Genomic DNA, 16,302 nt, shown 5'->3' with positions numbered 1-16,302 from the left:
ATGTGTTCTGTCTATTTGTTCTGATCGATCCAGTGCGACATCATTTGCTTGTCCCGAAAACACTCGGACGGGATCGGCCTGCGTTTGCTGCGTGAAATGCGTTCGGCAAAGGCGACCTGTTTGCCCGTGGGATAGTTGGCAAACGGTGACGGATCGTGTGGCTTGTGGGCCGAAATCCAGTCTGACATCGATCGGCGGTCGCGCTGCGCCTCGACCGGAATGTCCAGCGCAGACTGCTCCGCAATGGCGCGGGCATAACGCATCTGCCGGTCGGTAACAGGCAGCAGGTGATAGTCGTTTGACGGGCCGCTCAGGGCGGAATTTCGCATGTTCCGGGTCATCGGGTGGTCCTCTGACTATGTAGAACATAAATGGAACATTAACTCTTTTTTTCAAGAGTAGGCCCTTTTGACTCGGCAAGAACCCGCCGGCCTTCGCTTTTATTGACTGGCAAGTCAATAAAAGCTAAATCCGTACACAACGCACTCAATTCCCTAACCCCAAAGGGACATCCGAACAGAAAAGGACGCGGCATGAAGTTTCAGCCCAAGGCCAGCCATTTTATCAATGGCGAATATGTCGAAGACACCAATGGCGCCCCGATCGACGTCATCTATCCGGCCACCGGAGAGGTCATTGCGCGGCTGCATTCCGCGACGCCTGAGATCAAAAATCAGGCTCTAAATAGCGCAAAAGCGGCCCAGGCCGAGTGGACCGCAATGTCGGGAACTGAGCGTGGCCGCGTTCTGCGTCGCGCCGCCGACATCATGCGCGCGCGCAACCACGAACTGTCGGTTCTGGAAACCCACGACACCGGCAAACCCCTTCAGGAAACGCTGGTGGCCGACGCGACCAGCGGAGCGGACGCGCTGGAATACTTCGGCGGTCTGGCGGCCTCGCTGACCGGCGAGCACATCCCACTGGGCGGTGGCGACTTCGTATACACGATCCGCGAGGCGCTGGGCGTCTGCGTCGGCATCGGTGCGTGGAACTATCCGACCCAGATCGCCTGCTGGAAGGGCGCGCCTGCGCTGGCCTGCGGCAACACGATGATCTTCAAACCGTCCGAAACCACGCCTTTGTCCGCGCTGCAGGTGGCGGAAATCCTGATCGAGGCCGGAGCCCCCAAAGGCGTCTACAACGTCGTACAAGGTTATGGCGACGTAGGTGCGGCGCTGGTGACCGACCCGCGCGTGGCCAAGGTGTCGCTGACCGGGTCTGTGCCAACGGGCCGCAAGGTCTATGCCGCCGCGGCGGATGGCATGAAGCACGTGACGATGGAGCTGGGCGGCAAATCCCCGATGATCGTCTTCGACGATGCCGATATCGAAAACGCCGTCTCGGGCGCGATTCTGGGCAACTTCTATTCCTCGGGTCAGGTGTGCTCCAACGGCACCCGCGTGTTCGTGCAAAAAGGCATCAAAGAAGCGTTCCTTGCCCGTCTCTCCGAACGTCTGGCAACCGCGAAAATCGGTGACCCGCTGGATGAAGAGGTCAACTTTGGCCCCATGGTCAGCGAAAACCAGATGAACATCGCGCTTGGTTATGTCGAAAAGGGCAAGGCCGAAGGTGCACGTCTGGTTTATGGCGGCGAGCGGATCGACGGTGATGGCTTCTACATGCAGCCCACTGTCTTTGCCGATGTGACCGACGACATGACCATCGCGCGCGAAGAAATCTTTGGCCCCGTCATGTCGGTGCTGGACTTCGACGCCGAAGAAGAGGTCATGGCCCGTGCCAACGACACCGAATTCGGCCTGGCCGCAGGCGTCTTTACCAACGACCTGACCCGTGCCCACCGCATCGTGGCCGGGTTCGAGGCGGGCACCTGCTATATCAACACTTACAACCTCGCCCCGGTTGAGGCCCCGTTCGGCGGGTCCAAAATGTCGGGCGTCGGGCGCGAGAACTCGAAACTGGCGATCAACCACTTCAGCGAGATGAAGACGGTTTACGTCTCGATGAACGATGTCGAGGCGCCCTACTGATCAAAACCGGCGATCCAAACTCTGTTCCCGACATTTCGCGTCGGGAACAGAGCATAAGCCGCCCCTGACCTGTGGCTGACTTTCGGTAAGCGCTTTGTACGCAAGCAGGAGGTCCGCCCATGAAAACCCACGCACAGGCCGTTGTGATCGGAGGCGGCCTTGTCGGCTGTTCGATCCTTTACCATCTGGCCAAGCTCGGCTGGACTGATGTGGTCTTGCTGGAACGTGATGAGCTGACCTCGGGCTCGACCTGGCACGCGGCAGCCAATATCCACGGGCTGCACGACAACAACAACATCACCCGTATCCAGCATTATACGATGAACCTGTATAAAGAGCTGGAAAAGGAAACCGGGCAGGGCTGCGGCGTGTTCCAGCCCGGATCGTTGTATCTGGCACAGACCGAGGACCGGGAACACCAGCTGCGCCTGCAAGAGGCCAAGGCGAAGTTCTACGGTCTGAACTTCTATGAGATCAGCCGGGAACAGGCCAAGGAATTGCACCCACTGGCGCAGTTCGACGACATCCGCTGTATCATGTACGAACCCGACGGCGGCAACGTGGACCCGTCCGGCGTGACCATGGCCTATGCCGCCGGTGCGCGTGCTCTGGGGGCCACGATTGAGCGGTTTTACCCTGTAATAGGGACTGATCAGCAACCCGATGGCTCGTGGATCGTACGCACTGAAAAGGGTGATATTCACACGCAATGGGTGGTCAATGCAGGCGGGCTCTGGGGGCGTGAGGTGGCCGCACTGGCGGGGATCGAACTGCCGTTGCAACCGACTGAGCATCAGTATTTCGTCACCGAAGCCATCGACGAAGTCGCCAATCTTGGCCGCCGCCTGCCGTCAATCGCCGACCGCGATGGCGAGTACTACTTCCGGCAGGAAGGCAACGGCCTGCTGATCGGTGCCTATGAAAAAGACATGCGGTTCTGGGCAGAAAACGGCACGCCGCTGGACTTCGCCCATGACCTGTTCCCCGACGATCTGGACCGCATCATGGAAAACGTCATTCGCGCTACCGAACGCGTGCCGGTGGCTGCCACGGCGGGTGTGAAACGGGTGATCAACGGGCCGATGATCTGGTCCCCGGATTCGAACGCAATCTGGGGTCCGGTGCCGGAATTGAAAAACTACTTCTGTTGCACCGGGATCATCCCCGGATTCTCGCAATCCGGTGGCCTTGGTCTTTTGTCGGCGCAATGGATGATCGAGGGAGAGCCGCAATACGACATGTTTGCCTGGGATCTGGCGCGGTTCGGCGACTGGGCGGACAAAGCCTTCACCAAGGCGCGGGTCGAGGACGTCTATACTCACCGTTTTGCCATCCACTTCCCGAACGAAGAACGCAACGCTGGCCGTCCGGCCCGTGTGCGCCCGGCCTATCAGATGCAAAAGGACATGGGCTGCGTCTTTGGCCTCAATTGCGGTTGGGAGCACCCGCTGTGGTTCGCCGATCAGCCTGGCGCGGTGGAAACCAACGGTTTCACCCGTCAGAACTGGTGGGAGCCGGTGGGGCGCGAGGTGCAGATGCTGCGCGACCAAGTGGGCGTCATCGATATTTCGAACTTCGCCAATTACGTGATCAAGGGGCCGGGGGCCTACGAGTGGCTGGACAAGCTGGTTGCCAACCGGGTGCCGACCGAGGTCGGGCGGGCTTGCCTGACCCCGCTGATCTCGGTTCGCGGTGGTGTGGCCGGAGATTTCACCATCACCAAGGTCGCTGACGACGAGTATATGATGATCGGCTCGGGCATGGCCGAGCGCTATCATCAGCGATTCTTCGACATGGTCGATTTGCCCGAGGGCACCACTTTCGAGGTCGCCACCAATCGCATCGCAGGCTTCAACGTGGCGGGCCCGAAATCGCGCGATCTGTTGCAGAGGTTGACCAACGCGGATCTGACCAACGAAGGCTTCCGCTTCATGCGGTCCCGCACGATCGAGGTCGCCGGGGTTGCCTGTTTGGCTATCCGCGTCAGCTTTACCGGTGATCTGGGGTGGGAATTGCATTGCGCCGAAGAGGATCAGATCAGGCTCTATTCCGCGCTTTTGGACGCTGCAAAGGCATTGAACGGTGGCCCCGTAGGTGGCCGTGCGCTGGGGTCGCTGCGCATCGAAAAGGGCTATGGGTCCTGGGGGCGCGAGTATTCTCAGGAATACTGGCCGCAAGAAGTCGGGCTGGCGGGCCTGATCAAGCTGGACAAGGAGTTCCTGCACAAAGAGGCCTATCTGGCCATCAAGGACAATCCGGCGCGCGAGGTTCTGTCGATCTTCGAGGTCGATGCAGATGTTGCTGATGCCTCAGGCGGTGAGCCGATTTTTACCCCCGACGGCACGCCTGTGGGCCGTGTTACGTCGGGCGCGTTTGGGTATTCGGTCGGCAAGTCTCTGGCCATCGGATATGCCGACCCCAAAGTGGCAGGGCCGGGTGATACGGTTGAAATCTTTATCCTCGGCAAGCCGCACAGGGCCAGGCTCCTTTCCGAGCCGCCTTTTGATCCCAAGGGTTACCGGTTGCGCGGCGTCCAACCGGTGATGGAGGGCGCCTCATGACCGATACGTTCACACGCGTTGCTGATTTCACCCTGAACCGTTCGGCCGATCAGATGCCGGACAGCGCCAAAGAGGCGGCGGCACTGATGATGCTGGACACGATGGGCATCCTGATCGCTTCGGGTCCGATGGAGGCCGGGGTGATCGCGCGCGATACGGCTGCGCTGCTCTATGCCAGTTCCGATCCGGCCTACAGCACGCGGATGATGTTCGACGGTCGCCCGGTCAGTCTGGCAGGGGCAGCCTATGCCGCCGCAACCCAGACCGACAATCTGGACGGGCATGACGGATATAACCCGACCAAAGGGCATATCGGGGTCGTGGTTCTGCCTGCGCTGATTGCCCTGGCGGAACATCGCCCTGACCTGTCCGGACCCGAAGCGCTGGCCGCGGTGATCACCGGTTATGAAATCGCCGGTCGGGCCGGGCTGTCGTTGCACGCGTCGGTCAGCGACTACCACACCTCGGGCGCGTGGAACGCGCTGGGCGTGGTGGCGATGGCGGCGCGGCTGCGGGGATTTACACACGATCAGATGCGGCAGGGGATGGGAATTGCCGAATATCACGGCCCCCGCAGCCAGATGATGCGCGAGATTGCCAATCCGACGATGTTGCATGACGGCTCGGGCTGGGGTGCGCTGGTTGGTATCTCTTCCGCAATTCTGGCCGAGCGTGGCTTTACCGGGGCACCTGCCATCACGATCGAAGCGGAGACCGCCGCCCGCCATTGGGACGATCTGGGACAATTCTGGCAGGTCGAGCACCAGTATGTGAAACCCTACCCAATTTGTCGCTGGGCCCATGCAGCGATTGATGGTGTCCGGACGGTGATGCGGGATAACACGCTGTCCCATGACCAGATTCAAGCCGTTCAGATCAACAGTTTCCATGAGGCGGCCTGCCTGTATGCTGGGATGCCGGGTACGACGTCTCAGGCCCAGTACTCTCTGCCCTTTGCTGTGGCCGTGCAGGCGCTTTATGGCCGGATCGGGGTGGAGCACATTTCCGGCGCCGGGCTGTCTGATCCGGCAGTGGCGGAATTGATGATGCGCATCCAGGTGGCGGAGGCTGATCGCCACAATGCCCGATTCCCCGAGGGTCGCTGGGCTGATGTCAGCATCAAAACCACCGACGGGCGGGTTTTGAAGTCCGGAGACATCCACGCCCGCGGCGGCCCCGAGGCCCCATTCAGCCGGGATGAGGTGGTTGCCAAATACATGGAATTCGCGGCCCCGATCATCGGGGCGACGCGTGCCGAGGCGATCCGCAATGTCATATTGGGCTGGGTCGCCCCGAACTCCCGATACTCCGACCTGTCGTCACTTGTTTTCGGCCCATAGGGGGTGCGCACCGGGCCATTGGGCGGGATGCCTGTTTTAGTCTGCCTCCAATGTCGCGAAGAGATCAGCAATCTTCTGGCGAGTTTCCACGCTGTCCTGCAACAGGGCTTCCGCGTCGGCCAAAGGTTTTTCAGGCACGCGTGCGGGCGAGGCCACCAGACCCACGGTTGTTTTCGCAACACGGCTGAACTTCGTGCCGCTGTTGGGCTCCGCCTTCTCGGTCAGGTCGGCCAGCCAGAACAACCGGTTGGCTTCCTCCACGTGACCCGAAGCACGCATCAGGTCGCCCGCCGCTGCGAAGTCACCTGCGGCTTGCAAGGCTGTGGCCCGCAGTGAAGCGGCCTCCTCCGACGGATCATCGGCCAATTCCAGCATCGCCTGATGCGGGCGCTGGGCCAGCAGCGCCGCTTTGGCCCGCAATCGGGCCCGTTCCCCACGTTTAAGCCTGTCCTGAGGGCGTTTCGCCAAAGCCTGCGCCTGCCTTGCAAACCCCAGCTCGGCCAGCCGGTCAGCAACCGCAATTGCCGCATCTATTGTCAGCCCCTGTGTCTGGGTGTGCGACAGGCTCAGGATGCGGCGCAGAAAGGTGGCATCGTCGGCCCGTTCGGTCAGAACGAATACCACGCGGTTGAGCGTCTCGGTGGTTCCGTCACCCTCTGACAGCTCTGCCACCACGTCCAACGCTGCATCGAATTCCTGCCCAAGGCTCAGGGCAACCGCGTGGGTTTGACGCATCATCGGGCCGATTTCCGACCGGCGCAACTCGACCGTGTAGGACTCTGCCAGATCCGTCTCTTGCGGTGAGACCGCGCCGCGTTCCTGCCAGCGTTTGTCAACCAGCCGGGCCAGCGCCAGCGGGGCCTCGAGCGTGGCGTCCGGGGCCTCAAGCACTTCGGTCAGCAAGGTTTCCGCCCGGGGGGCATCGTGTTCGGCCGTTGCGACCTTTGCCTTGGCCTGCGTGGTGTCTGCGCTGGTCTGAGTCTCGACGCGATCCACCGAGCGCAGGACGCGCCGGGCGGCCTCCAATTCCTGCCCGTCCACCAGAATGTCCGACAGCATCGGCCCGACATGGCGGCGCAGGTGGTCCGGCAGTCGCGTAAAACTCTGCTCGATGGCCACCAGATTTGCGTCTTCGTACAAGCTGCCCTCGGTCAGAGCGGCCCACATGGCGGCATCGCTTTCACAACGCTGAAGCCCGGCAAAAGGGTTCGACCCAATCAACGGCCCCTTATCCAGAACGCGGGCAATGGCAGCGATACGTTCGGTTTCCAATGACCGCTCGCCCAGTAAATCCAGTGTTCTGATGGCTTCAGCCCCAAACCCGGAATAGGCGTAAAGCTTGGCCAGTTGCAGCGCGCGGGTTTTGTCGAGTGCGTCGAATTCCTGAAACAGACCCGCCCTTAGCTGCGCGGCCTGTTCCGCAAACGGACGTTCATCGGACCAGCCGTCAAAGGCCAGTTCGGCGCTGGACACGCAGGGGGGACGTCGTTCCAGCTGCGGCACATCCGGGCCCAAAAGGCCGTTCAGATCGTCCAGGATTGAGGTTACTTGGACGTTCAGTTCCACGTCAGACGGCATGAGCAGGCTTTGGTTGCCAATGGAGGCTCGTGGACCCACGGGCGCAATCTTCAGATCGACAATGCCGCGGTCAGCGCCCTGTAGCAGACGCGTTGCAAGCTGGTCTTCAAATCCGCCTGCGTTCAGATTCAACAAGGGCAGTTCTAATGCTGCGATACTCTGATCCGGCCCGGGTGTCTTGTCGCCCTTGGGGGCTTTGGGCAGCACCGGGGCCGGAATGTCGCTTGTGAGCGGCGGCAGGAAGGTACCGGGCGCAATATCCACCACGATCATCGTGTTTTTGAACAGAAAGGCCGAGGCAACACAGTCACAGCCAAACTCCAGTTCAAGAGGGGCGCCGGGTTCAGTTTGCGAAAGGGCCGCCAGGCGGTTCTGGGACAGGCGTTGAAACACCGCCCCTGTCTGAAAGGCTACATCCTCCAGCGCGACATTCAGCTGCGCGCCGTTCTTTGTCTGTTTCAGAACCCAGCCGGTGTCTGGCGGCACCTGAACAACCAGCCTTGTGTAGCCGTCATGCTCGCCCGAGCGCACGATCACATCCCGCGCGGCAGCACTGGTGGCCGCCGCAATCAGGGCAGAAGCAATCAGCGCGAACCGGGTCATGCCGCCGCCTGCTTGAGTTCTTTCAGTGCCTCTTCCAGTTCGGTGAAGTCCGGGCGGTTGTGGGTCGGCGTGTTCTGACGCCCGACCTCGATACACATCGCGGCGTTGTGGTTGTGCAGGTTGGCGACCAGAACCTCTTTGATCAATTGGTAGAAATGGTTGTCCTCTTCGACCACCGCCTTCAGCTTGCCCGCAAAGGGGCCGACCAGACCATAGGCCAGAAAAACGCCCAGAAAGGTTCCCACCAGCGCGCCGCCGATCAGTTTGCCCAGAACTTCGGGTGGTTGGTCGATCGAACCCATCGTTTTGATCACCCCCAAAACCGCCGCCACGATGCCCAAGGCGGGCAGGCCATCCGCAACCGTCTGCAATGCATGGCTGGAATGCATGGCGTGATGGAAATTCGCCTCCATCCGCTTGTCCAACACTTCTTCCACCTGATGCGGGTCGTCATAGTTCATCGATGCGGACCGCATCGTGTCGCAGATCAGGTCGACCGCTTCTTTATCGGCCTGAATTTTCGGGTAGGCCGAGAACAGAGACGAGCTTTCCGGGTCCTCGATATGTTGCTCGACCTCGACCGGATTGGCCTTGGCGATGCGGATTAGCGAAAACAGCAAGCACAGCAGGTCGCGGTAATCCTCGGGCTTCCATTTCGGACCTTTGAACACTTTGGCGATGTCCTTGGCGGTGTGTTTGACAGCGCTCATGTCGTTGCTGATCAGAAAAGCACCCACGGCGGCGCCGCCGATCATCATTATCTCAAACGGCAGCGATTTCATGATGATGGCCATCTTGCCGCCCGCAGCCAGATAGCCACCGAACACCATGGCGAAAATGACGACAATTCCGATTAATCCGATCATGGGTGGTCTCCAGCAAAGTCCTGTGCGGGTTGAATTGTTATTCCTGCGGCGCCGCGGCGTTGCGGCCAGCCATGATGACGCTGATCGTATAGGCGGCCTCGGGCCTCAGCCCGGCCAGAACGCCTGCGGCCGCGTCCGGTGGCATCCGTGACAGGAAGCCGGCGGCAAAGCTCGGGTCCATCGTTTCAAACAGGGCGGCCGCGTCTTTGGGCTTCATGCTTTGGTAAACGTCCGTCAGACGCGTCAGATCGGTCTCGGCGGCCTTTTCGGCGACGGCGAGTGTCGCGCGCAAGGCTTCCTCGGCTTCTTGTAGCGCAACCAGGCGGGTCTCGATCGCATGGTCGGCAATGGCCAGCGCCTTTTCCTTGTCCAAAACGGCCGCCTCACGCTGTTTCAGCGCCTCTTCCCGACGCAACAACTCGGTCAGCAAAACCTGAGCTCCGGGCAATTCGGCCCGTGTCTGCTTGGCTGCGGGCATAGATGGCTCGGCGCCTTTTGCCAGCGCAGGACCGGCTTCCAGCCCAATGCGAATCGCGGCGGATCCGATCATCAGCAACGAGATGACCGCCAACACGCCGCCCTTTGGGCGTTTTTCGGGTGGCTTGCGGGTCATGTCGCGGCCTCGTCCCGATTGCGGTCGTGTCGAAAGAACATCAATCCACTGGGCGATTTGGACGGAGGCGTTGCAGGTGCTTTGTCTTCCACCCCAGTGGGCTTTTCGGTTTCTTCTAGCTCTGTTTTTTCATTGATCGTTTCGGCGCTGCCTTCCGCCTCGACCGACTTTTCGGTCGTGTCTTGCAGAGCTGGCGCGGGTGCTTCAGCTGCCTCCTCGGGCGTTTCACTTTCTTTTTCGGGGGATTCGCCAGGTTCCGGTTCTGTTGGCATTGCGGCCTTGTCTTCGGACGGCACGACGTCATGCATAGATGCCATCATCAGCTCAAGGCGCTGGGCAACCGATTCAGCCCGCTGCGTCAGCTCTTTCAGAACTTCACCGGACTGGTCCGACGCCTCACGCGCCGCACCGAGCGACTTTTTCAGCTCATCGGCCTGAGTCGACAGGACGGCAACCGCACCGCCAACGCCCTTTTCCAGATCGGTGAACCGCTTGAGCCGCCGGGACAGCACAAAACAATAAAGACCCGCACCCAGCGCGCCGGCGACCAGCAAAATATCTGCAATCAGCTCCAATTTCGCCTCCTAGTTCAGTACGAATTCCATCACGAGGACATCGCGCACGCGCCCCTCGCCAACGACAATTTCAATGCGCCGCAGCAGATGTCCGCGGATGCGCATCAGGGCCAGCGAATCCTCAAGATCCGACACTTCGACCGCGCGCAGATAGCCGTTCAGGATGTCCATGATTCGCGGTTTCATCTTCTCGACATCGGCGGCGTATTCGCTGTTCACTTCAAGCTGAGCGTGAAATTTCAGATGCCGCGAATCGCCTGCGTTCACCGACACGATGACCGGTGGCAGATCGACGAAGCCCACCTGTGGCAACGCCTTGACCGGCTTGCCATTATCCTTTTCCTTGACCTCTTCCACCGTGGCTTTGCCGCCGAAAGGCAGCATTCCGGACGTGGTCAGGAAATACCCGCCTGCCGCCCCGGCCACGGCCAGAATCACTCCGATGAGCAGACCTTTTTTACCTGATTTTTCAGGGGCTTCTGCCTGTTCTGCAGTCGCGTCAGTCATGACGTCCTCATTTGTGCGTTCTGCAATCGTCATAACCCGGCAGGGACTAACCGATTGTTAAGGGCAATCGTCCAAACAGGGGATGCGCCGGGCAGAATGTCGGCGAGTCGGAGGTGAGCGTGCAGCAGATCGGAACTGTCTGGGCAAGTTTGGACAGGCGTAAACAAATCATCGTTGCCGGTGCGGTTGTGCTGGTGTTTCTTGGGGTCCTTGCGATGTCACGCCTGGTGACGGCGCCGTCGATGACCCTGCTCTATGCGGGGCTGGAAAGCGGTGCCGCGGGGGATATCGTCCGCTCGCTGGAACAGCGCGGGGTTCCGTATGAGATTCGCGGCGGTTCGATCTATGTGCCCGGGTCGCAGCGGGATGAGCTGCGTATGACTCTGGCCAGCGAAGGGCTGCCTGCCAACGGCAATCAGGGCTATGAGTTGCTGGATTCGCTCAGCGGCTTTGGCACCACGTCGCAGATGTTCGATGCCGCCTATTGGCGCGCGAAAGAAGGTGAGCTGGCCCGGACCATCGTCGGTAGCCCCCATGTCAGCCAGGCGCGGGTGCATATCGCCAACGGGTCAACCAATCCGTTCCAGCGCAGCGTGGCACCGACGGCCTCGGTCTATCTGGTGCCGTCGGGGGCGCAGGTCACATCCGATCAGGCCAAGGCGATCCGCTTTCTGGTGGCCTCGGCCGTCAGTGGCCTGGCACCCGAGAATGTCACTGTCGTCGCTTCGAACGGGGCAGTGATCGGGGCGCAGGAAACGGCCGTTGCCGCTGACACGGCAGATGACAAGGCGCGACAGCTGCGCGAACGGGTTATGCGACTGGTAGAGGCGCGCGTCGGCACCGGGAACGCGGTGGTTGAGGTCAGTGTCGATACGGTGACTAAGACCGAATCCATCCGCGAACGCCGTTTTGACCCCAATGGCCGCGTCGCCATCAGCACTGATATCGAAGAACGGTCGGACAGTGCCCGCAACCAGTCTGCCGATGTCACCGTGGCGTCGAACCTGCCGGATGGGGATGGCGCTGGCGGCGACGAATCGAACTCCAACGCAACGCAAACGCGGGAACGGGTGAATTACGAAGTTTCCGAGACCGAGCTTGAGGTTCACAACGCCCCCGGTGCGATCAAGCGCCTGACCGTTGCGGTTCTGGTCAACGGAACCCGCACGGTAGACGCGGCCGGGCTTGAAAACTTTGAGCCGATGCCCGAGGCCGAGATGGGCGCGTTGAAAGAGCTGGTGGCTTCGGCCGTAGGGTTCGACGAGGCGCGCGGCGACGTCATCACCCTGAAATCGCTAGACCTGCCGGTGGTTGAGCCACAGGGCACGATGGCCTCGGCCTCGATCTGGCAAAAGGTGCATTTCGACGTGATGTCGCTGGTCCAGATGGCGGTTCTGGCGATTGTCTCGCTGGTGCTCGGCCTGTTCGTGATCCGTCCGATCCTGACGAAACCGGCGGTGGCACCCGCGCTGCTGCCTGCAGGGACCATTCCTGAGCCCGAGGCCTATCTGACCGGTGAAATTGCAACCGACGAGAACGGCCAGTTCACCTCGTTGCCGGGTCAGGTACCTGCTGGCGACGTTCCGGCACTGGCCGCTCAGCAGGGCGCTGATCCGGTGGATCGGTTGCGCGCGATGATCGGCGACAAACAGGAAGAAACCGTCGAGATTCTGCGCAGCTGGCTCGAAGAAGGGGAGGAGCGTGTCTGATGTCGATTGCCCATCTTCTTGAGGATTTTACCCTGCAGGCCGGGGGTGGCAAGCTGCACCTTCTGGACGAGGACGCGCTGGAAGAACAAAGACTGGCCGCCTTTGAACAAGGCTACAGCGCCGGTTGGGAAGACGCGGTTCAGGCACAGGAACAGAGCCGGGGGCAGGTTTCGGCCGAACTGGCCAAATCGCTTGAGGATATGTCCTTTACCTATCACGAGGCCGTCACCCGGATGACCCTGTCGCTGGAACCGATGTTCCAAAGTCTGGTGAAGGTTGTCCTGCCCGAGACGCTGGACCGTAGCTTTGCCGCGCGGCTGGTGGAACAGCTGGCGGACATGGCGCGCGAACAGGTCGGTCAGCCGATGCAGATCTTCGTTCCCACGGGTTGCGGGGGCGAGGTCGAGGCCCTGTTGCCGCAGGATATGTCCGCACCCACCCGCGTGATCGAGGACCCGGCACTCGAGCCCGGGCAGGCCCGATTGCAGGTCGGCACCTCGCAGCGCGAGGTGGATTGCAGCGGCCTGCTCGCCTCGGTCGCCGGGGCATTCGACGCATATGTATTTGAGGCAAAAGAGGCAGTGAACGATGAGTGATTCCCAGACCCCGAAACCCGAGAAAGCCAACCCGTTCGAAGCCGTCCCGATCGAGGTCACAGTCTCGGTCGGGCGCGCGCGGCCCTTGATCCGCGACCTGTTGAACATGGGCGAAAATGCTGTGCTGACGCTGGACAAGCGGATTGAGGATCCGGTTGACCTCTATGTCGGTGATCAACTGGTCGCCCGTGGCCTGCTGGAAGAGATGGAGGGCGATCAGGCCGGGCAGCTGGCGGTGCGCCTGACCGAGATTGCGGATTTGCAGAACGGGATCGGTTGATGCGGGTTCTGCTTTGGCTGGTTGTCGCGCTTGCGACCCTGTCCCCATCCTTGGCTGCGGCGCAGGAGTTGTCGCTGTCACTGGGCGAAGGCGGCTCGATCTCGGCGCGGACCATCCAACTGATCCTATTGATCACTGTGCTCAGCCTCGCGCCGGGGCTGGCGATCATGATCACCTGTTTTCCGTTTCTGATCACAGTTCTCGCCATCCTGCGGCAGGGCATTGGGTTACAGCAATCGCCGCCCAACATGCTGATCGTCAGCCTGGCGATGTTCCTGACCTACTTCATCATGGAACCGGTTTTTACCGAAGCCTGGACCACCGGCATTAAACCGATGATCGAAGAATCGATGGAGGTCGAACCGGCGTTGGAAATCGCGATCGAACCGTTCCGCGCCTTCATGGCAGCGCGCCTGGACCCCGATACGTTTCATTCCATGGCCGCCCTGCGCCCCGGCGGAGATGCCATCGCGCTGTCGCCCGAGGCACCGCTGTCGATCCTGATGCCGTCCTTCATGCTGTCCGAGATTGCCCGCGCGTTTCAGATCGGTTTTCTGATCTTTCTGCCGTTTCTGATCATCGATCTGGTGGTGGCGGCGGTGCTGATGTCGATGGGGATGATGATGGTGCCACCCGCAACCGTATCGCTGCCGTTCAAGCTGGCGTTCTTCGTCATTGCCGATGGCTGGTCGCTGATCGCTGGCGCATTGGTGCGCAGCTACATGACCTGAACCCTTACTGCCGGGTGATCTGCAGCCGCGCCCGCAATCCCTGATCCCCGGCCTCGAAACTGAGAGAGCCGCCATGCTGTTCGGCAATCGTGGCCACAATGGTCAGGCCAAGGCCGAACCCGTCCGAGGATCCGATATTCGAGCCGCGGCGGAACGGGGCCATCAGCGCTTCGATATCCGACACGGACAGATCGGCCCCTTTGTCTTCGACGGTGATGGTGGCCGTGCGGGCATCGGTTTCCAGCTGCACTTCGGCATGACGGCCGTATTTCAGGGCGTTGTCGATCAGGTTGGTCAGCGCGCGTTTCAACGAGATCGGCCGCGCCATCACCAGCATCCGCCGCGTTTCCGGCAGCGACCCGTGTCCGCGCCGCGACATGAAGACCGACGGCGCGCCCTCGACCGCGACCGGGGCGATTTTCTTCAGCGTCACCGGCAGGTCCATATCCTGGTAATCGGCGACCAGAGACTCGACCAATGCGGTCAGCGAAATCTGACGTGGTTCTTCGACGCTGAGCTCGGACCGCGTGTAGGTCAGGACGCTTTCGATCATGCCGGTCATCTGGTCCACATCCGCCTCAAGCTTTTCGCGCAGCTCGTCATCCGGGATCAACGCCGCCCGCAGGCGGACGCGGGTGGCGGGCGTGCCCAGATCGTGACTGACCCCGGACAGAACGGTGGCGCGCTTTTCAAGCTGCGCCCGCTCGGCATCCAGATGGTCATTGACGGCCGAGACGATCTCGCGCAGTTCCGCGGGCCCGTTGGTGTCATAGCTGTTCGGCCCGCCCCGGCGTTTGCGATCGCGCAGCGCGCCAGCAAACCGGGTGAAGGTATCCGAAACATTACCGACCGAGGTCAGGATGACCGCCAGCGCCACAACCGCGGCCAGAATGGCGGGCAGGCGCAAATCGGCGGGGGCGGCCTTGCACCCCCAGACATTGGTGCCGTCCACCTTCCGCCAGTCATTGCGCCCGAACCGGGCGATCAGGATCGGTTCGCTGCAATAGGTGGCCAGCAGGCGGGTCAGGTTGCCCATCTTCTCAGCCCCGGTCTGATCAATGCGCGACAGGATATCTGAGACCGGATAGACCAGCCGGTCGGACATCACCGCCAGCGTCAGTTCGCGCCCGGCCAGAGGTGCAGTGTTGTCGGTCAGGATTGAAAGGTTGGTCACAAAGCTGCGGTCTGACAGGCCCGGTAATTGCTCGAACTGCCCCGCCTCGGCGAGTTGCGCTGCGTCGGGCGACAATACTGTGACGGTGACGCCGGGTGGCGGGGTTATTCCGATCCGTAGCTCCTCGTACACGGCAAAGCCTGCGACATAGGCGCGGGTCAGAAAGTCATCCCAGGCGCGGGCCGAAGAAAACCACAACCCTGCGGACAAAAGGCCCGAGGCAAAGGCCGCCCCGGTCCAAATCCAGCCCAGGCTGCGCAGGCGCGGGGCGCGCGCTGTCATGCGTCCTCGTCCACGGCCACTTCGGCGGCAAAGACATAGCCGACGCCGCGCTCGGTCCGCAGCATTTGCGGGTCTTTCGGGTTAGCCTCGATCTTTGACCGCAACCGCCCGACCAGCATATCGATGGCACGGCCCTGCGCCTCGGGTTTGTCAGTGCCGCCTGTGACGTCCAGCGCGGCGGCAATCTCATCGCGGGTCAGCGGGATATGCGGGTTGGCCAGCAAAACCTTGAGCAATGCGGTTTCCCGTTGCGACAGCGAGACCAGATAGCCTTCTGGTGAGTGAATCTCATCCCGTTTGCCATCATAGGTCCAGTTGTTGAACCGAAAACTGCGCGTTCGGCGGCGATAGGCCAGTGACGGCGTGCGCCGGGCGCGCTGCATTACCGCGCGGACACGGGCCAGCAATAGCTGCGGGTTGAACGGTTTCGCGATATAGTCATCGGCCCCGACCTCATACCCCGCCATGCGCTGATGATCGGCAGACAGGGCCGAGACCAGGATGATCGGCACATCCTGCTCGGCCCGCAGGCGGGCGCAGATCTCGATGCCGTTCTCATCCCCCAGCATCACGTCCAGCAGGATCAGGTCGATCCGGCCTGCCGTCAGATGCGACCGAATTTCGTTTTCCGAACTGGCGGGTAGGGCGATGAAACTGTTCTGCTGCAGGAACTGGGTCATCATCGACCGCATCTCGGGGTCGTCATCCACCACAAGTAGTCGCGGAATGCTCACGCGGCTTGTCCTCCCAATTTCTGCTCCTCTGTACCGTCCATTGTAACGAACGGAAACAGATTCAATACCAACGTAACACGCTGTAACAAAAGCGGTGAAAATTTGGGCCTTGGCCGGGCTTGGGTGCGGATTCCGCGTTGCCAGACAGCAATCTGGGCGCAGTAT

The 16,302-nt window shown here is 61.2% G+C and carries 15 protein-coding genes; 7 read left to right on the top strand and 8 right to left on the bottom strand.

From position 1 onward, the window contains the following. Positions 1-11: 11 nt before the first annotated feature. On the bottom strand, positions 12-341 hold the full coding sequence (locus tag GOX88_RS10985) for a hypothetical protein (protein WP_170401243.1): 330 nt from the start codon (positions 339-341) through the stop codon (positions 12-14). A 192-nt stretch (positions 342-533) separates the two neighbouring features. On the opposite strand from GOX88_RS10985, the gene betB reads away from it, so the two are divergent. The 3 genes from betB to GOX88_RS10970 all read left to right on the top strand — a co-directional run bounded on the left by betB (position 534) and on the right by GOX88_RS10970 (position 5,889). Next, entirely contained in the window at positions 534-1,988 is a 1,455-nt protein-coding gene (gene betB, locus GOX88_RS10980) for a betaine-aldehyde dehydrogenase (RefSeq protein ID WP_170401241.1), read from the top strand. Positions 1,989-2,107: 119 nt separating this feature from the next. Then, positions 2,108-4,549, top strand: a complete 2,442-nt coding sequence (locus tag GOX88_RS10975) for a GcvT family protein (RefSeq protein ID WP_170401240.1) — start codon at positions 2,108-2,110, stop codon at positions 4,547-4,549. Continuing rightward, positions 4,546-5,889 (top strand): MmgE/PrpD family protein, encoded by a 1,344-nt coding sequence (locus tag GOX88_RS10970; protein ID WP_170401238.1) that lies wholly within the window; start codon positions 4,546-4,548, stop codon positions 5,887-5,889. The genes GOX88_RS10975 and GOX88_RS10970 overlap by 4 nt, the downstream gene beginning before the upstream one ends. A gap of 36 nt (positions 5,890-5,925) precedes the next feature. Here GOX88_RS10970 and GOX88_RS10965 read toward each other — a convergent pair whose 3' ends face one another. Genes GOX88_RS10965 through GOX88_RS10945 form a run of 5 tightly spaced genes read right to left on the bottom strand, consistent with a single transcriptional unit; the run spans position 5,926 to position 10,631 of the window. Then, positions 5,926-8,070, bottom strand: a complete 2,145-nt coding sequence (locus GOX88_RS10965) for a hypothetical protein (RefSeq protein WP_170401237.1) — start codon at positions 8,068-8,070, stop codon at positions 5,926-5,928. Further along, positions 8,067-8,936 (bottom strand): flagellar motor stator protein MotA, encoded by an 870-nt coding sequence (gene motA, locus GOX88_RS10960; protein ID WP_170401235.1) that lies wholly within the window; start codon positions 8,934-8,936, stop codon positions 8,067-8,069. The genes GOX88_RS10965 and motA overlap by 4 nt, the downstream gene beginning before the upstream one ends. Before the next feature lie 37 nt (positions 8,937-8,973). Continuing rightward, the gene (locus GOX88_RS10955) at positions 8,974-9,549 is read right to left on the bottom strand and encodes a MotE family protein (RefSeq protein ID WP_170401233.1); all 576 of its coding nucleotides are present in this window, start codon (positions 9,547-9,549) and stop codon (positions 8,974-8,976) included. Further along, the gene (locus tag GOX88_RS23855; protein ID WP_437436423.1) at positions 9,546-10,124 is read right to left on the bottom strand and encodes a hypothetical protein; all 579 of its coding nucleotides are present in this window, start codon (positions 10,122-10,124) and stop codon (positions 9,546-9,548) included. The genes GOX88_RS10955 and GOX88_RS23855 overlap by 4 nt, the downstream gene beginning before the upstream one ends. Before the next feature lie 9 nt (positions 10,125-10,133). Beyond that, positions 10,134-10,631 carry a flagellar basal body-associated FliL family protein gene (locus tag GOX88_RS10945; RefSeq protein ID WP_254436254.1) on the bottom strand — a complete coding sequence of 166 codons (498 nt, stop codon included), beginning with the start codon at positions 10,629-10,631 and terminating at the stop codon, positions 10,134-10,136. Positions 10,632-10,750: 119 nt separating this feature from the next. Here GOX88_RS10945 and fliF point away from each other — a divergent pair, with 119 nt between their 5' ends. Genes fliF through fliP form a run of 4 tightly spaced genes read left to right on the top strand, consistent with a single transcriptional unit; the run spans position 10,751 to position 13,947 of the window. Beyond that, a complete protein-coding gene (fliF, locus tag GOX88_RS10940; RefSeq protein ID WP_170401229.1) occupies positions 10,751-12,340 on the top strand; it encodes a flagellar basal-body MS-ring/collar protein FliF in 1,590 nt (529 codons plus the stop codon). After that, a complete protein-coding gene (locus GOX88_RS10935; protein ID WP_170401227.1) occupies positions 12,340-12,936 on the top strand; it encodes an ABC transporter ATP-binding protein in 597 nt (198 codons plus the stop codon). The genes fliF and GOX88_RS10935 overlap by 1 nt, the downstream gene beginning before the upstream one ends. Continuing rightward, a complete protein-coding gene (locus tag GOX88_RS10930) occupies positions 12,929-13,216 on the top strand; it encodes a FliM/FliN family flagellar motor switch protein (RefSeq protein ID WP_170401225.1) in 288 nt (95 codons plus the stop codon). The genes GOX88_RS10935 and GOX88_RS10930 overlap by 8 nt, the downstream gene beginning before the upstream one ends. Further along, on the top strand, positions 13,216-13,947 hold the full coding sequence (fliP, locus tag GOX88_RS10925; RefSeq protein WP_170401223.1) for a flagellar type III secretion system pore protein FliP: 732 nt from the start codon (positions 13,216-13,218) through the stop codon (positions 13,945-13,947). Before GOX88_RS10930 ends, fliP begins: the two co-directional genes overlap by 1 nt. Before the next feature lie 4 nt (positions 13,948-13,951). Here fliP and GOX88_RS10920 read toward each other — a convergent pair whose 3' ends face one another. Together GOX88_RS10920 and GOX88_RS10915 are read right to left on the bottom strand one after the other, a co-directional pair. Beyond that, positions 13,952-15,403 (bottom strand): sensor histidine kinase, encoded by a 1,452-nt coding sequence (locus GOX88_RS10920; RefSeq protein WP_170401220.1) that lies wholly within the window; start codon positions 15,401-15,403, stop codon positions 13,952-13,954. Then, on the bottom strand, positions 15,400-16,137 hold the full coding sequence (locus GOX88_RS10915) for a response regulator transcription factor (RefSeq protein WP_170401218.1): 738 nt from the start codon (positions 16,135-16,137) through the stop codon (positions 15,400-15,402). The genes GOX88_RS10920 and GOX88_RS10915 overlap by 4 nt, the downstream gene beginning before the upstream one ends. Positions 16,138-16,302: the final 165 nt, after the last annotated feature.

The organism is Ruegeria arenilitoris (assembly GCF_013030985.1).
GTDB classification, from domain to species: domain Bacteria; phylum Pseudomonadota; class Alphaproteobacteria; order Rhodobacterales; family Rhodobacteraceae; genus Ruegeria; species Ruegeria arenilitoris_B.
The sequence above is the reverse complement of the archived record's forward strand: the minus strand, read 5'-3'. Positions and strand labels throughout refer to the sequence as shown.

What these genes read in the sequence shown, in the direction of transcription:
- motA (WP_170401235.1), bottom strand. Translation starts at nt 8,936, where the DNA reads ATGATCGGATTAATCGGAATTGTCGTCATTTTCGCCATGGTGTTCGGT.
- GOX88_RS10955 (WP_170401233.1), bottom strand. Translation starts at nt 9,549, where the DNA reads ATGACCCGCAAGCCACCCGAAAAACGCCCAAAGGGCGGCGTGTTGGCG.
- GOX88_RS10945 (WP_254436254.1), bottom strand. Translation starts at nt 10,631, where the DNA reads ATGACTGACGCGACTGCAGAACAGGCAGAAGCCCCTGAAAAATCAGGT.
- GOX88_RS10935 (WP_170401227.1), top strand. Translation starts at nt 12,340, where the DNA reads ATGTCGATTGCCCATCTTCTTGAGGATTTTACCCTGCAGGCCGGGGGT.
- betB (WP_170401241.1), top strand. Translation starts at nt 534, where the DNA reads ATGAAGTTTCAGCCCAAGGCCAGCCATTTTATCAATGGCGAATATGTC.
- GOX88_RS10930 (WP_170401225.1), top strand. Translation starts at nt 12,929, where the DNA reads ATGAGTGATTCCCAGACCCCGAAACCCGAGAAAGCCAACCCGTTCGAA.
- GOX88_RS10985 (WP_170401243.1), bottom strand. Translation starts at nt 341, where the DNA reads ATGACCCGGAACATGCGAAATTCCGCCCTGAGCGGCCCGTCAAACGAC.
- fliP (WP_170401223.1), top strand. Translation starts at nt 13,216, where the DNA reads ATGCGGGTTCTGCTTTGGCTGGTTGTCGCGCTTGCGACCCTGTCCCCA.
- GOX88_RS10965 (WP_170401237.1), bottom strand. Translation starts at nt 8,070, where the DNA reads ATGACCCGGTTCGCGCTGATTGCTTCTGCCCTGATTGCGGCGGCCACC.
- GOX88_RS10975 (WP_170401240.1), top strand. Translation starts at nt 2,108, where the DNA reads ATGAAAACCCACGCACAGGCCGTTGTGATCGGAGGCGGCCTTGTCGGC.
- GOX88_RS10920 (WP_170401220.1), bottom strand. Translation starts at nt 15,403, where the DNA reads ATGACAGCGCGCGCCCCGCGCCTGCGCAGCCTGGGCTGGATTTGGACC.
- GOX88_RS10970 (WP_170401238.1), top strand. Translation starts at nt 4,546, where the DNA reads ATGACCGATACGTTCACACGCGTTGCTGATTTCACCCTGAACCGTTCG.